Source organism: Spirulina subsalsa CS-330, assembly GCF_028330765.1.
In the GTDB taxonomy this organism is placed as follows: Bacteria; Cyanobacteriota; Cyanobacteriia; order Cyanobacteriales; family Spirulinaceae; genus Spirulina; species Spirulina subsalsa_A.
In genome coordinates this window covers 1-16,082 of record NZ_JAQMTY010000132.1, presented here as the reverse complement: position 1 = coordinate 16,082, position 16,082 = coordinate 1, and the positions used below count along the sequence as shown (strand labels likewise).

Here is a 16,082-nt window from a genome sequence, read left to right as displayed (position 1 = left end):
GGTGCATCCCAGTTGTGCAACCCCTCACCCAACCCTCTCCCGCAGGAGAGGGCTTTTGACTCCCTTCTCCTGCGGGAGAAGGGCTGGGGATGAGGGTTCTACCTGGCGAGCAATATGAATCTGCAAAAGTGGGATGCACCCAATCATTTCGCCTTAAATTCGCATTAACCGTGATGCGATCGCCCTCCATTACCCAACCCTCAACAATCACTCCTCTTCTGATCGGGCGGGCATGATTCACCCTAGGAAATATCCAATTTATGCAACCGTTTTTTGAAGCGCTTTGGCTCCCACTCACCTATGGATTTATGCAGCGATCGCTAATTGTGGCGGTGATTGTCGGAATTATCTGCGCGATCGTTGGCAGTTACTTGATGGTGCAGCGGTTAGCCCTGCTGGGGGATGCGATTAGTCATTCCGTCTTGCCGGGGTTAGCGATCGCCTTTTGGTTAGGGGTGAATTTGTTTATCGGGGCCTTCATTGCCGGGATACTCAGTACCGTGTTAATTAATTTGATTCGGACGCGATCGCAAATCAAAGAAGATGCCGCCATGGGGATCGTCCTGTCCGCCTTTTTCGCCCTCGGTATCACCCTGATTACCCTGATTCAAAAAACCAACAAAATCGACCTTAATCACTTCCTATTCGGTAATATCCTTGGCGTAACCAGTGCCGATGTACGCGATACCCTGATCATTGCGATTTTAGTGATTATTAGCGTTGTGTTGCTTTATAAAGAATTGCTCTTTTATACCTTTGATAAATTGGGTGCTCAAGCCGTCGGTTTGCCTGTGCAATTCCTCGACTTTAGCCTCATGGTGCTCATCGGCATGACCATTGTTGCCAGCCTCAAAGCCGTCGGGGTGATCATGGTTTTGGCCTTGTTAATTACCCCGCCTGCAACGGCTTATCTCCTCGTCACTCGCCTCCATCACATGATGTTTTTGGGGGTCGGGGTGGGCATTTTTTCGAGCATTAGCGGTATGTATTTAAGTTACTTTTATAACCTCCCCTCTGGGCCTGCGATCGTGCTGGTGGCCACGGGTCTCTTTTTCCTCGCCTTTCTCTTTAGCCCCAGTCAAGGTCTGCTCACCGGCCACTCACGATAAGATGGGCTCCAGACCCGATCATGACAATGCCCGATGTGGTTTTTGCCGGTTTGGCGAGGGGAAACCGGAGCGCGATCGCCGCCACTTTTCGCGCCACAATCGCATAGGTCAATTTCACGCCCCCCACTGTCGCCACAATGATGGCCAATACCGTCAAAATTTCGCCATAATTTAAGGCCGCCAGGTCTAGAAATGTCGGAAATAAACTAGCATAGAAAAAAATCGCTTTCACATCCCCCAACGTCACCAATAACCCCGTTACAACACTGCCGAAAAGTCCTACGGGGGAGCGATCGCGATCGCTCATCGGCATCCCTTGATTGCGACTGCGAATCAACTGAATCCCCAAGACGATCAGATACAATCCGGCAGCATAGCGAATCAGCAGAAAAAAAGTTCCCATCAGTTCCGCCAGTGCCGTTAACCCTAAAATCGCCAGCAATGCCAACGTCAAATCCCCCACCACAATCCCCACCGTCACCGCGACACCATGCCACAAACCAGATGCCGCTGCACGAGTCACCACCAGCGCAACGCTCGTGCTGGGAATTGCCGCTAGGGTGAGCATGATTGTCATGAAGGCGAGGCTATCAAGGAGAGTCATGGCGATCGCAGGGGGTGGAGTCGGGCGGGTGACAGTGCAGCGTTATCGTGTAATGCTCTGAGTATATAAATTCTTTATGAAAAATCGTTAAATTTTGTTACTCTAGATACCAAAGATTTGCACCATCACTAAGAGGAAGAGCCACACCATGACTCAAAAACACACTGTTGTTTCCCCGTCCATTCTGTCCGCTGACTTTGGCCGTCTCGGCGAGGAAATCCGCGCCGTTGATGCGGCTGGCGCTGACTGGATTCATGTTGATGTCATGGATGGTCGGTTCGTCCCCAATATTACGATTGGCCCGCTGATCGTGGAAGCGGTGCGCCCCCACACCGAAAAGCCGTTGGATGTGCATTTGATGATTGTCGAGCCGGAAAAATATGTGGCTGACTTCGCCAAAGCGGGCGCGGATATTATTTCCGTCCACGCCGAGCACAACGCCTCGCCCCACCTCCACCGCACCCTCGGCCAAATCCGCGAATTGGGTAAGCAAGCCGGTGTGGTGTTGAATCCTTCCACGCCGTTGGTCTTGATTGAGCACGTTCTCGAACTCTGCGATTTGGTGCTGATCATGAGCGTCAACCCTGGGTTTGGCGGTCAGAGCTTCATTCCTGCGGTGTTGCCGAAAATTCGCGACCTGCGCAAAATGTGCGATGAGCGCGGTCTTGACCCCTGGATTGAAGTGGATGGCGGTCTGAAGCCGAACAACACCTGGCAGGTGCTCGAAGCGGGGGCGAATGCGATCGTTGCCGGTTCTGCGGTCTTCAAGGCTCCGGATTATGCGGCAGCTATTGAAGGGGTGCGCAACAGCAAGCGCCCAGCAGGAACCCCGGAACTCGTCACCGCCTAGGGTTTAACGGACTTCACCACAGGACATCACTCTAAACAAAATGAAGAGGAGCGCGATCGCGCTCCTTTTTTTTCAGCCTGGCACTACATTCGGACAGTTTTAAATTTCTAACGGCAGAATGATTATCTCAGCTTCGTCGATGGAGCTAAATGCCAACAATAGAATAAGGGGTTTAGCCCCCATCTCAAAAAGTGTCCGGAGTATTGCTCTTGCGATCATTGTGGCATTTGCTCATGAACATATCGAGCGATCGCAGGAAATATCTGCTCATCTTCGGAAAATGATTTATCTTCAGCAAAAACAGTCAAGATATATTGCTTCCGTCCATCATTGATATAAGCAACCTCTTGACGAGTTTGAGAAGTCCAACCCGCCTTAGAGTAAATTTGAATATTTGGATTAATAGCAGCTAAACCTTCTCCAAAAAAAGCTTGTACTGGGTTGAAATGTCCTAAATTTGGATCGATTTTTCGCCAATCTGTTGTTAAATCTCGATGGAGACGATAGATCATTCCAGAATTATTTGCACCGCCCACATTGCCCTTCATGATTTCATACAGTAATCGAGTTGCTTGTTCTGCTGTAATTTGATTACGTATTGGCACAGACGGATTCGTATCATTTTGTCGAATTTGAGTGTCTCTCCCTTCAGGGCCATCTAGATATTTCAAATATGGAATTGGAAAAGTTTTTTGACTGATATTGATTGGACCATATCCTTGCTCTATGAAAAAGTCATTGAGAAAATATCGTTTTTTGATCCATTCCTCTAAGTCTTTCCTTGGTAAACTCTCTCCAGAACTAGCCCCAGTCAAAAAGTCAACAATACGGCTGCCTGCTTCGTTATCTGACTCTTTAATGAGCTTGTCTAAATCTTTTCCCAAATCAATAGAGAATTGTTCTTGATAGCTTCGGCTTACTTGATCAACGCCTTCTTGTTCAATTTTGCTAAAGATAACAGCCATCCAAAATAACTTGACCACACTGGCAGGAAAGTGCAATTGGCTACTTTGATAGCCCGCATATTTTTCAGTATTGAGATCCAGCAATGTGACAGAAAGGTGTTGGGTTGACAAGTTTTTTTGAGCAACAAGATTTAAAACTTCATTAATAATTCTCTGTAAGTTGGGGTCTTGCTGGTGACGGATCAAAAAATCAGAAGTGTTAATATTAGCAGTATTTTCTGGTGTTAAAACCATCCCATTAGGAGTACTGGATTCTACTGATGGTAAAGGAGACGGTTGTGTGATCTCCATAGTGGGAGGAGTCGGCGGTATGAGATTCGGTGGATTGGGTGATGATGCATGCTCAGATACAGTTACAGGCGATTCCTCAACTTGTTCTATCGATGGAGATAATACTTGAATCCCAGCCCATGCTACACCTCCCATAACTGTAGGAATGGTGATAATCAAGAAGCGATGTTTATTTTTAAAAAAATTGACCAGTTTTTCCATCAAAGGTACAAAGCAATAGCTATCTTCAAATATTTCCTTATAGCTATGCTCGTTTATTTCAGGCAAGGGCTTTGAAGGACGAGATGGGCTTTGATTTTGCTTTGATGTTTGCGGTGAATTTTGAAGATAAGTTCCTGGATTTTGAAATTGGGTTGATCCCTTTTGATGAGCTTTTGGATGTTGGATTACATCATCATTCTGCATATCTGAAGATGATGATTTATATGGCTTTGGAATTTTAGGATCTTGGGCGTTGTATGGATCAGACATGGCTTACAGTCTTATTGGTGTGATAAGGTTTCTGTTTGATAATCGGCAATTTTCCATCGTCCACCATCACGTTGTAGCGAATAGTTGACACGTAAGGTTTCTAGTCCAGAATTTTCATCATTGCTGCGTTTTCCATTGACGTAAAGTGTTCGTTGTTCCGTCAGAACTACAGTGAAGCTTGCATAGTTTTCATCACCGACAAGGTTCTCGACTCGATCGATTTTCTGCACACCATATTCATAATGGGCATTGTTAGACCTTAGCCAATCTACGGAGCTTTGCTGACCATCAGAGCGGCGAATATTTTTGCCATAGGCAGAACCTGTCAAGAGTTGAGACCCTTGGGAACGATCATAGGGTGGAGCAAATAAGCGGCGTTTATAACTTTGCCAATTATTCACGAGTTGTAATGCTTCGTCTTGGGACAGTGTAGGTTGCTGAGGAACTGGATTATTCGTCAGGTTAGAGGAAGATGCTGGTGTTGTGCTCGGTGGAGAATTATTGGGAGCAGTTGAAGGTGCTTCTTGTGTTTCTATCACGTCAGGTTGAGAGCTTTCGGATTGGGTTTCCTCTGTATTGGCTAATTCTAATTCTGGCTCAACGGTCTCAGAATTTGTCTCGGAACTAGGTTCCTCATCTGTATTTTTTGAAGCAAATAAATTGGGAGATTGGGTGAGAACAATGGCTAAAACCACGAAAATACCCACTATGCTGCCTGTAATCGCTGCTTTTTGCCATTCTGAAAGGGCACTCCCATTTTGGGGTTGGGTGACTGGTGTGGAGGGGGGCGGTGAAGCAGCGATTACTGTGAGCGGTTGATGGGTAGGGGGGGTGGCTACAGATGGAGTGGGCATAGACATCACGGTTGAAGGAATGATGCCGGGACTAGGGTTGACGCTCACACCTTGAATCGCAGCTAACATGGCGGTGGCTGTGGTAAAACGATCGCGGGGGTGTATTTGAATGGCTTGCTCAATGATGTTCCCTAAGGTTGGACTGAGCATGGGTGCATATTGTCGCCAGCTAATTTCACCGGTTGCTGGGTTTGTGGCAAGTTCTTGGGGGGCTTTCCCGGTGAGCAGATATACGGCTGTTAAACCCAAACTATACAAATCACTGGCAAAGACTGGGCGACCAGCACTTTGCTCACTGGGCATAAATCCTGGTGTGCCGACTACGATGGAGCGAGTACTATTGCCTGAGGCTGTGATCGTGCTGCCCATGGTCTCCTTAACTGCACCAAAGTCAATCAGGACAGGTTGCTGATCCCCCACTCGCAAAATAATGTTGTCGGGTTTGATGTCTCGATGTACCATGCGTTTGCCATGGACATAGTCGAGGATGGGCAGGAGCCGAGTGAGTATTTCTTTGACTGTGCTTTCACTTTGGGGGCCATGTTGGCTCACAACTTCTGTTAGCGTTGAGCCTTCGACCCATTCTTCAACCAGATAAAATAAGCCCTCTTGCTCAAAGTAGGCATAAAGAGCAGGGATTTGTGAATGCCCATGCCCAAGGTCTTCAAGGATTGCGGCTTCCCGATCAAAACGGTCTTTGACCATCTGATACATTTGCGGTTCATGACTGATGGGGCGCAATTTTTTCACCACACATCGCCGTCGGGCAGGACTATGCTGGTCTTCGGCAAGATAGGTATCGCCGAAGCCACCACTGCCAAGGGGACGAATGATGTGATAGCGATTGCCAAGCAGGTTGTCTGTCATTTTGATTTTGCTAGGGACGTTAGATACAAGACGAGCTACCGTTTTATCTGGTTTTAACCCATTCAATTATGCAAAATTTTGATCGATGCTTACAATTCTTAACTTGCTAAGGTGCGGTTTTGTCGTTGATTAACCATGACTGTTGAGCCTCATTCCACGTCAGATAAATTCGGGATTTATCATCATTAAACGGTTTACCGGCTTTCATGATGTATTGCAGCTCAGCGTTCACTACAGCTTCGTTGGCATTCGCCTCGAGTGTTTGAACAGCACCAATATTGATCCGAGCAACTTTATTCCACCAATTCACGTATTCTGCATAGCCGTTACTTTTGGATTGGAAGTTGCTGGAGAGTCGTTGATAGGTTGTGTCGTACTGGCGTTGGTTGAGGAGTGTATAGTGTTCTCTAATAAATTTGGCGGGCGAAGGCCGTTCGATGATTGGGGGGGCGGGTTGAGGGGGATCAGGTTGAACAACGATAGTGGGCTGTTGTGGTGTGGCAGTCGGTGGTGAATTGGGGGTGGAATTGGTGCTTGTGGTTGGTATGTCGGGTGATGATTGGGTGGAAGGGGTTGAGGGTTCCGGGGTGGTTTCTGTTGTTTTGTCTGGCTCGTCTGTGTTGCGTTGGGGCAGTTGAGCGATCGCGATCGCGCCCAAAACAAAGACCCCCATCACACTGCCGGTGATGATCATTTTCTGCCAGTCTGAAAACCCGCCACTATTGGGCGTAGATGTGGGCGTTGCGGTGGAGACTGGACCAGGAGCCACAACCACGGTTGAATGTTGTGGATTGAAACCCACGGGGGTAGGGGAGGCAATGGTGGATGGGGGGACGGACATGGAGGTCGGGGGGATTCCGCTCCCTTGGAGGGCCGTGAGCATGGCGGTGGCGGTGTTGAAGCGATCGCGGCTATGGGAGCGAATCGCCATGTCAATAATATCCGCGAGGGTCGGGCTAACCAAGGGCGCAAACTCCCGCCAAATAATTTCGCCGGTCATCGGATCAGTGACGAGTTCCATAGGATACTTCCCCGTCAGGAGAAACACAGCAGTCAGCCCTAGGCCAAAAAGGTCGCTGGAGAAGACCGGACGGCCTACGGCTTGTTCTTGGGGCATGAAACCCGGTGTACCGATAATAATCGAACTGGTACTCTTTCCGGCGGAGTTCAGGGCAGTACCCATGGTTTCTCGCACTGCGCCGAAGTCAATGAGAATGGGCGTTTGGTCGCTGGCTCGCAGCATGATATTGTCAGGCTTAATATCCCGATGAATCACGCCTTTGTTGTGGATATAGCTCAGGACGGGCAGCAAGGAGGTGAGGAGCGATCGCACTCGACTATCGGGCCAAACTCCCTGTTGTTGAACATGGGCCAGCAACGTCACCCCCTCAATCCACTCCTGCACTAGATAAAACTGCCCCGCTTCCACAAAAAAGGCATATAAATCTGGAATTTGCGCATGACCTTTACCAACTTCTTCAAGGATAGTAGCCTCTCGACCAAAGCGATTTTGGATAAGCTGAATATCTTGAGAATTCGTCGTTTGAGGTTGAAGCTGCTTAACCACACACCGCCGCTGAGAAGGCATTTGCTGATCTTCAGCAAGATATGTCGCCCCAAAACCGCCTTGACCGAGAGGCCGCACCAAGCGATAACGATTACTCAGCATATTTTCCATACAAGGTGAATGTAAACTCAACGACTGGTTCAATTAGAGCAAAAATTCTCGGCTTCAGTGCAGATTTAAAAGTCTTTTGTATTAAGTTTTTCTATAGTTATGGAAAAAACATGCTACAACCAAGCGAAATCGTTGTGTCATCCTGATTAGTTGGTAATGCGTAAAACTCCCACATTAATCCTGAATAATCAAGGTCAAACTCTCTCCATGGCATTGACCCAAACTGAACACCGTTTAGGTCGTGACCCCAGTTGGGCTGATTTGGTTGTGCCGCCTGATTGGTCCGTTCTGTCCCGTTGTCATGCCCGCTTGCGTCAACAGGGAGACCACTATTTCATTTTGGATGGAGATGGTCAAAAGCCTAGTTCGACAGGTTTGTTTATTCAACATCGCCGGATCACCCCAGACTATTATCCCCAGGGCTATTGTCTTCAGCCAGGGATGGTGATTCAGGTGGGTCAAAACCCGAAAAACCTGATCACGTTAACCTACGACGGCCCTGGCCAACCCACGACTGGCGGATTGGCCGGGAATAGCCTTTCACTCCAGCATCAGGCGATCGTGATTGGCCGTGATTCCCAAGCCCAACTCTGTTTAGATGCTCCAAGTATTTCACGCCGCCATGCAGTCATTGAGCAAGATGCCAAAGGTCGGTATGTGGTGCATGACCACAGCACAAACGGCATATTCATTAATGGTGTTCGGGTCAACAAGACCGCCATTCTGCCGGACAATAGTGTGATTCGGCTAGGGCCATATTTGTTGCGCCGCCAGGGAGATCAGGTGGTGTTAGCCGACAGTGGGAGTAGCATTCGTTTAGATGCTTACCATTTGACACGGGAGGTTCAAGATGAAAAAGGAACACGCCGTCGCATCTTAAATGAGGTGTCTTTGGCGATTGAGCCGGGTCAGTTTGTTGCCCTGGTGGGGGGCAGTGGAGCGGGTAAAAGTACGTTGATGACTACATTGTTGGGAACGAGTCCGACCACATCTGGGTTTGTGTTGCTCAATGGCGAAGACCTCCGCAAGAACTTTAATATCTACCGTACTGAGATTGGTTATGTGCCTCAAGATGACATCATTCATCGAGATTTGACTGTTTTAGAGGTGCTTTCCTATGCTGCTCGTTTACGGTTACCGTCGGATGCGGATATCCGCCAGGTGGTGAGTAAGACCCTGATGCAAATTGAAATGGTCAACCAAAAGGATACGTTGGTCAAAAAACTGAGTGGAGGACAGCGTAAACGGGTCAGTATTGGTGTGGAATTGCTGGCTGATCCGAAGCTGTTCTTTTTGGATGAACCAACATCGGGCCTTGATCCGGGGCTGGATCAGAAGATGATGCATCTCTTGCGAAAGCTGGCGAATGAGGGGCGTACAGTTATTCTGGTGACCCATGCAACGAATAGTATTCGTCTGTGCGATCGCGTTGTCTTTATGGGCCGAGGGGGGCGACTCTGCTATTTTGGCTCACCCGATGATGCCCTTGCGTTCTTTGCTGATATTCCACCCCACGATCGCCCCTGTGAATTTGCAGATTTATATACCCATCTCGATGCTTTAGACTGCCCGGATGCTGGACAACAGGAACAGATGCGAGAGCAACGCATTGAGCAAACGGTCCAACGGTACAAACAATCATCAGACTATCATCGTTACATTGGCTCCCAACTTAATGAGGAAAGCCGGACGGCTTTGGGTAACACACCTCCCCAGCAAGTTAAGCGATCGCCCCTTGACCAATTAACGCTTCTCAGTCAACGACTCAGTCAACTTTTGCTGCGCGATCATGTCAACTTGGGATTAGCCCTGTTCACCGCTCCCATTGCCATTGGCCTGATTACCCTTGCACTAGGGGATCAAGCCCCCTTCGTACTGGGAGAAGCAGACAACCCCACCCTTGCTTCTTTAGCCTTGCGCGTCTTATTTGTCTTCACCTGTGCAGGAATTTGGGTGGGTATTGCCAGTAGCCTGCAAGAAATCGTCAAGGAAGCCGCTATTTATACGCGAGAAAGACTCGTAAATCTGGGGCTACTCGCCTATCTGGGATCAAAAAGTGTCATTTTCATCGGTTTGGGTGTTGTCCAGACGCTGTTGATGACCATCGCGATTATCTGGGGATTCACCGCCCCTGAACCAAGCCAACTACCTTGGTCTATCGGGATTGGAATCACCAGCTTTCTCACACTTTACACCGCCATGTGTTTAGGGTTAATGGTGTCTGCTTTCTCGAAAAATGGTTCTCAAGCGAATAGTGCCCTTCCCCTCCTTCTTGTGCCCCAGATTGTTTTTGCTGGTGTCTTATTTGATATGGATGGAGCTGGAAAAGTCCTCTCTTGGTTAATGCTCAGTCGCTGGTCTATTGGAGCTTACGCCTCGCTTGTTGATGTCAATAGTCTTGTCCCTACGCCAACTCAATTACCCGACGGCAGCTTTATCCCCCAACCCTTTGAACCTACGTCTACCTATGATCCCACGTGGGAAAATTTAGTTCTGAATTGGGGTCTATTGTTAGCCCATAGTTTCGTCTATTTGGCGATTACCGCAGGCGTACAAAAGCAAAAAGATATTCTCTAATCTGGCGATCGCGCTCCTTTTTTGTGAGGCTTCAAAACCCAGGGCATGGAGACCATAAAGAGGGCATGGAGACCATAAAACCCAGGGCATGGAGACCATGCCCCTACGTGATTCGGTGACTTGGATCTCTCGTCGGGGTTTGGTCGCCAAACCCTCACCCCTAAAACAAGCGGCGAACTCGGCGTTTGACTTGCTCAAGCCACGAGGGTGGCGGCGGTGGGGGAGGATCGGCGGGGATTTCATCGCTGTGGAGATAGCGGTAATGTTTCCAAATCCGCCAATAGGGACAGCCGGGGGTGATGCGAATCCCCGCCCAGTGGAGGTATTGCAACCGTTGACCGTTGCAGTTGGGATCGGCGAGGGCATCATCACCCAGGGGGACAAATTGGGAGCTTCCTGCCCAACTGCCGGGCGCACCGCCGGGACGATTGACGAGGTTAAAGCGGCGGTCTGGGGGGACACGCTTGAGGATCATGTAGTTGATGATTGGCTGGTCGGAGGTTTTTTGCGAAAAGTCGAAATAGTCCGGATGGGCGGCACATTCGGCAAAGGTGTCGTAAAGATCCTGTTCCGAGAGGAGATTCTTTTTCGCGGCCCACCAACCGCCATTGAAAAGACTGGCGCGATCGCTCTCCGCCAGCACCCCATCGGCAAAGATCTGTGACGTAAATACATTGCCAATGCCGCCCCGATGTTGATAGTCACAACAGAGAAAATCGTAGGTTTGCAGCGCGTCTAAATTTTGGGCAATGGGTTCAAAAACAACAATATCCGTATCAATGTAAAGAAATTCATCATACTCGCCAAACCAACAGGCTTGTTTCCGAAATTGATTGGGCCGGGCAAAAAATCCCGTCCCAAAACTGTCATAGAGTTTTTGTGATAGCCGCTCAATAAAGGCGAGATCAGCATAGACCTTCACGCCATACTGTGCGCTCAAAAGATCGGCCACCTCGTGATAGTTTTCGTCATAGGGAATCAGGGTAATCGGCACATCGGGATCGTAGTGGCGAATACTGTTGAGGAGCGCGATCGCTTGCTCTGTGAATTTATCGTTGGCTGTAATATAAATGCCGCGCATGGGGACGTTTAAAGGATGAAGGATGAAGGCAGAAGGCAGAATTTAAACGGTGCGATCGCTCACCAGCCGAGTTTGTGGGCGACTCGTTTTAGGAAATTGGGGGGCGGGTTGAGGGGTTTGGGTTTGCCGCGAAATTGGGGGCGTTGTTCGGGAGAGTGGAGGAAGCGATAGGTGAGGAACGTTTCACGATAGGGACAGGCGAGATTTTCCCCGGCACAAAGACGCGCAAACGTCGATGCACCCACGCCGATGTAATGTAAAAACGTGAGGCAATTGCCCTGATCAAACACGAGGCGATCGCGCTCCTCAAAATGGGTTGAAGTCACGGCACAACCTGTACTTTGGTCGGCGGGCAATTCCCGTGCAAAATTGTAGATCGATTTGCGCGATCGCATCATCATGTAATTCAAAAGCGACTGATTCGGGGCGCGGGGATAGAGCACCTCCGCCTCTCCCGTGGCTAATTGCTCGATAATCCAGGCTCGTTCCTCGGCAGCAAAAAAGCCGCGATGGGACGCAAAAAAGCCCGAACAAAAAATCTCATAGCCCAACCGCTCCGGGCTGAACAGTTCCGTTAATTTTGGTGATTCAACGGTGTAGATATGGGTAGGATCTTTAAATTGAAAATCGTAAATCACCGTATCGCTATGATCCAACTGTTGGAAAATGAACGCTAGCGATCGCAACACCACCACATCCGCATCAAAATAAATAAACCGCTCAAACGGGGCTGCCCGATCAAACGCCGCATAGCGATGATTCGCCCCCAAGCGCCGCACCCCGTTAATACCCTGCTGTCGCCACTGCGCCAACGCCGTCGGATGGGTCTGCCACACCGCCAACGAAAACGTTTCCCATGCCTCGAACAACGCCGGATCATCCAAGAGGGTCACGTTAGGACGGCGGGCAATTTCCGCCGCCACTTGTGCTGTGTTGTCGTCGTAGGCGAACACCGCAACGGGATAGTCGCCCGCGTTGGCTTCCACACTATTGAGAAATGCGATCAATTGATCTAAAACCGCATCATTGGCCAAGGTGTAAATCCCGTCAGTCATGGTAATTTCGGGTGGCGTACAGTTTTCAGTGTACGCGAGAGAATCTGCCCTGATCGGGAGACGTGCATTTCGTCGGTTGAGTCATCGTGAACCCCAACAGGCTCCATCAAAATCCATCTTCTGTGGGTGCATCCCAGTTGTGCAACCCCTCACCCAACCCTCTCCCGCAGGAGAGGGCTTTTGGCTCCCTTCTCCCGCAGGAGAAGGGCTGGGGATGAGGGTTCTACCTGGCGAGCAATATGAATCTGCAAAAGTAGGATGCACCCTCTTCTGTCGTGCGAGCATCTTGCCCCCACCCTAAAATCCTCTCCCCAACGCAGGCGAGGGACGTTGAAGGCCGATCCGCCGATCCGATTATTTCTGAATCGGCTGCACCATCCAGAAACAAAATAGTTAAGGAATGATTCAAGTGTTTGTGAAATCCTACAATGGTGATTTTGAATTCTTGAACTATCATAGGGTACAGTCATTTCCCTATTAGCAAAATGAATTAGTATACTTTGCTACACAATACTCCAATCATTCTTTTTTTTAGAGTATGAACACCGCATCGTCCACCCGTCGGATTGTCAAAGAACGACGCGACTACAATACTTGGGTCGCCAATGAAACCCTAGAAGACTACTCCCTCCGCTATGCCCCGAAATCTTTTCGGAAATGGTCGGAACTCTTAGTCGCCAATACAGCATTGGGGGGGATTTCATTTCTCGCCCTCGAAGCGATCGGCGGATCTTTGGCGATTAATTATGGCTTTGCCAATTCATTTTGGGCGATTCTTGTCGTTGGTGCGTTGATCTTTTTGGCGGGAATTCCCATTGCCTATTACGCGGCGAAATACAACATTGACATGGATTTACTGACGCGGGGGGCGGGGTTTGGCTATATCGGCTCGACGATTACCTCGCTGATTTATGCGTCGTTTACTTTTATCTTTTTTGCCCTCGAAGCGGCGATCATGTCCCAGGCGATTCAGTTGTATTTTGGGCTGCCATTATGGTTGGGATATATTCTCTGTTCAGTTATTATTATTCCCCTCGTTTTTTATGGGGTGACGCTGATTAATCAATTGCAGTTGTGGACGCAACCGCTGTGGTTATTTTTGATGATCGCGCCCTACGGATTTGTGTTGGCGAAAGAACCCGATGCTCTGACCCAATGGGTGCATTTTGCGGGCAATTCTCCCAGTGGGGCGGGGTTTGATCCGCTCTTGTTTGGGGCAGCGGCGACGGTGTCGTTTTCGTTGATTGCGCAGTTGGGGGAGCAGGTGGATTATCTCCGGTTTTTGCCGGATCAGGAGGAAAAGAACCGGGTGCAGTGGTGGCTGGCGGTGATTACAGCGGGGCCCGGTTGGATTGTCTTGGGGGTGGCGAAGCAGTTGGGCGGGGCGTTTCTCGCGACCTTGGCGATTTCTCAGGGGATTGCGATCGCCCAAGCCAAAGAGCCGATCCAAATGTACCTGGCTGGGTTTCACTATATGTTCGACAATCCGGCGGTGGTGCTGACGGTGGGCACGGTGTTTGTGATTGTGTCCCAAATTAAAATTAATGTCACCAATGCCTACGCGGGGTCGTTAGCCTGGTCGAATTTTTTCTCGCGCTTGACCCATTCCCATCCGGGGCGGGTGGTGTGGTTGGTGTTCAATGTGGCGATCGCGCTGATGTTGATGGAATTGGGCGTGTTTTCCACCCTAGAGGCGGTTTTAGGGCTGTATTCCAACGTAGCGATCGCTTGGGTGGGCGCTCTTGTGGCGGATCTGGTGATCAATAAACCCCTCAAACTCAGCCCCTCCTATATCGAATTCAAACGGGCCTACCTCTACAACATCAACCCCGTCGGCTTTGGCTCCACAGCGATCGCCTCCCTGATTTCCATCCTTGCCTTTGTGGGCGTGTTCGGCCCCTTCGCCCGCGCCTTCGCCCCCTTCCTCGCCTTGGGCATCGCCTTCACCCTCGCGCCGATCATCGCCTGGCTCACCAAAGGCCGCTACTACATCGCCCGCGAAAACACAATCCGCCTCAACACCGTTTCCGATGCTCTGCTGGAATGCAGCATTTGCAGTCAAGCCTACGAGGTCGCGGATACGGCCTTTTGTCCGGTGTACGATGGGCCGATCTGTTCGCTCTGTTGTAGCCTCGATGCCCATTGCCACGATGCTTGCAAAACTCCCGATCACGGTTATACGAACTGGATTCACCGGATTGCAGAGATCATGTTTCGGGGCAAGCTCCATCCTCAGCTTGGGGTGCGGATTGTGCGCTTTGTGGGGATTTTCACCCTCCTCGGTGGCAGTATCGGGACGATCATGGGGTTGGTCTATGTCTTTGTCGCCCCCAATCCAGAAGCCAGCTTGGGGCAAGCGTTTGGGAATACCTTTGTGCTGCTGCTGGTGGTGGCGGGGATGGGGGCTTGGTGGCTGGTGTTGAGTGAGGAAAGTCGGGAACTGGCCGAAGCGGAATTAGACAAGCAAAACGAACAACTCCAGGGCGAAATTCACGATCGCCAAACCGCCCAAGCCCAACTCCAAAAGCTCACCCACGATCTCGAAATGCGCGTTGAACAGCGCACCGCCGAACTCTCCGAAGCCCTCCGCACCCTCCAGCGGGCCCAGGGGCAACTGGTGCAAACGGAAAAAATGTCCAGCCTGGGGCAACTCGTGGCCGGGGTCGCCCACGAAATCAACAACCCGGTGAACTTCATCCACGGCAACATCAGCCACGCCCACACCTATGTTTCCGATCTCCTCGAACTGATCGACCTCTATCAACAGGAATTTCCCCAAGGCAGCCCCGCCATTGCTGACCTGATCGACTCCATCGAATTAGACTTTATCCAAGACGACCTGCCCAAGCTCTTAACCTCGATGCAAGTGGGAACCGATCGCATCCGTCAGATCGTCCTCTCGCTGCGGGTTTTCTCACGGGTGGATGAATCCGACTGTAAGCCGGTGAATATTCATGAAGGCATCGACAGCACCCTGATGATTTTGGGGAATCGCCTCAAAGCCACCGCCGACCGTCCCGCCATTGCCGTGGTGCGCAACTATGGCTCATTGCCGCAGGTGGAATGCTACGCCGGGCAGATGAATCAGGTGTTTATGAATCTTTTCGCCAATGCCCTCGATGCCTTTGAAGAAACCCAGGGCGATCGCACCTATGCCGATCTCGCCAAAAACCCCCAGACGATCACAATTACCACCCAAGTCATCGACCCCCACTGGATTCGCATCGAAATCAGCGATAACGGTGTCGGCATTCCCAGCGCGATCCAGGATCAACTGTTCAATGCCTTTTTTACCACCAAGGGCGTGGGCAAAGGCACCGGTCTCGGACTCTCGATCAGTTATCAAATTGTCGTCGAAAAACATTGTGGCCACCTCTGGTGTCAATCTGAACCCGGCCAAGGAACCACCTTTGTGATTGAAATTCCCACCCATCCCCAAAACACCGCCCAACCCCAGGCGCTGCAATCGTCAGAACTGGCCGCGTCCTAAGGGTGCGATCGCCCACACCCGCCTGATCTTGGGCGGGTCAGAGCAGGCATTTATCTTAAATGTGCAAAGAAGACTCCCACTATAAAGCGAGTCCGAGTAGAGTTACCGAAGGTAACGGCGGACATGCCTTTTAGTGGCGAGATGAATTTGCACCAACAAACAAATCGAGCGACAGCGAGTCCTTTAATTG

The 16,082-nt window shown here is 50.1% G+C and carries 10 protein-coding genes; 4 read left to right on the top strand and 6 right to left on the bottom strand.

The window, feature by feature from the left end; translation table 11 throughout:
• The first annotated feature begins 260 nt into the window (after positions 1 to 260).
• Positions 261 to 1,109, top strand: coding sequence for a metal ABC transporter permease (locus tag PN477_RS08835; protein WP_272117741.1), 849 nt, complete (start codon positions 261 to 263; stop codon positions 1,107 to 1,109).
• Here the strand turns inward: PN477_RS08835 and PN477_RS08830 are convergent.
• Positions 1,090 to 1,713: a LysE family translocator gene (locus tag PN477_RS08830; RefSeq protein ID WP_272117740.1), complete on the bottom strand. Its 624-nt coding sequence runs from the start codon at positions 1,711 to 1,713 to the stop codon at positions 1,090 to 1,092. The genes PN477_RS08835 and PN477_RS08830 overlap by 20 nt on opposite strands.
• Before the next feature lie 148 nt (positions 1,714 to 1,861).
• On the opposite strand from PN477_RS08830, the gene rpe reads away from it, so the two are divergent.
• Complete coding sequence (gene rpe, locus PN477_RS08825; protein ID WP_272117739.1) at positions 1,862 to 2,563, top strand: ribulose-phosphate 3-epimerase; 702 nt, start codon at positions 1,862 to 1,864, stop codon at positions 2,561 to 2,563.
• A 215-nt stretch (positions 2,564 to 2,778) separates the two neighbouring features.
• Here the strand turns inward: rpe and PN477_RS08820 are convergent, their stop codons facing one another.
• The 3 genes from PN477_RS08820 to PN477_RS08810 form a co-directional block, all read right to left on the bottom strand.
• A complete protein-coding gene (locus PN477_RS08820; protein WP_272117738.1) occupies positions 2,779 to 4,290 on the bottom strand; it encodes a serine hydrolase in 1,512 nt (503 codons plus the stop codon).
• An 11-nt stretch (positions 4,291 to 4,301) separates the two neighbouring features.
• Positions 4,302 to 6,011: a protein kinase domain-containing protein gene (locus tag PN477_RS08815; RefSeq protein ID WP_272117737.1), complete on the bottom strand. Its 1,710-nt coding sequence runs from the start codon at positions 6,009 to 6,011 to the stop codon at positions 4,302 to 4,304.
• 106 nt (positions 6,012 to 6,117) lie between these two features.
• A complete protein-coding gene (locus PN477_RS08810) occupies positions 6,118 to 7,680 on the bottom strand; it encodes a serine/threonine-protein kinase (RefSeq protein ID WP_272117736.1) in 1,563 nt (520 codons plus the stop codon).
• Positions 7,681 to 7,845: 165 nt separating this feature from the next.
• Here PN477_RS08810 and PN477_RS08805 point away from each other — a divergent pair, with 165 nt between their 5' ends.
• Positions 7,846 to 10,266 (top strand): ATP-binding cassette domain-containing protein, encoded by a 2,421-nt coding sequence (locus tag PN477_RS08805; protein WP_272117735.1) that lies wholly within the window; start codon positions 7,846 to 7,848, stop codon positions 10,264 to 10,266.
• Between the two features lie 160 nt (positions 10,267 to 10,426).
• On the opposite strand, the gene PN477_RS08800 is transcribed toward PN477_RS08805, so the two are convergent.
• Complete coding sequence (locus PN477_RS08800) at positions 10,427 to 11,347, bottom strand: Npun_R2821/Npun_R2822 family protein (protein WP_272117734.1); 921 nt, start codon at positions 11,345 to 11,347, stop codon at positions 10,427 to 10,429.
• A gap of 59 nt (positions 11,348 to 11,406) precedes the next feature.
• Positions 11,407 to 12,402, bottom strand: a complete 996-nt coding sequence (locus tag PN477_RS08795) for an Npun_R2821/Npun_R2822 family protein (protein WP_272117733.1) — start codon at positions 12,400 to 12,402, stop codon at positions 11,407 to 11,409.
• 538 nt (positions 12,403 to 12,940) lie between these two features.
• Here PN477_RS08795 and PN477_RS08790 point away from each other — a divergent pair.
• Positions 12,941 to 15,892 carry an ATP-binding protein gene (locus PN477_RS08790; protein ID WP_272117732.1) on the top strand — a complete coding sequence of 984 codons (2,952 nt, stop codon included), beginning with the start codon at positions 12,941 to 12,943 and terminating at the stop codon, positions 15,890 to 15,892.
• Positions 15,893 to 16,082: the final 190 nt, after the last annotated feature.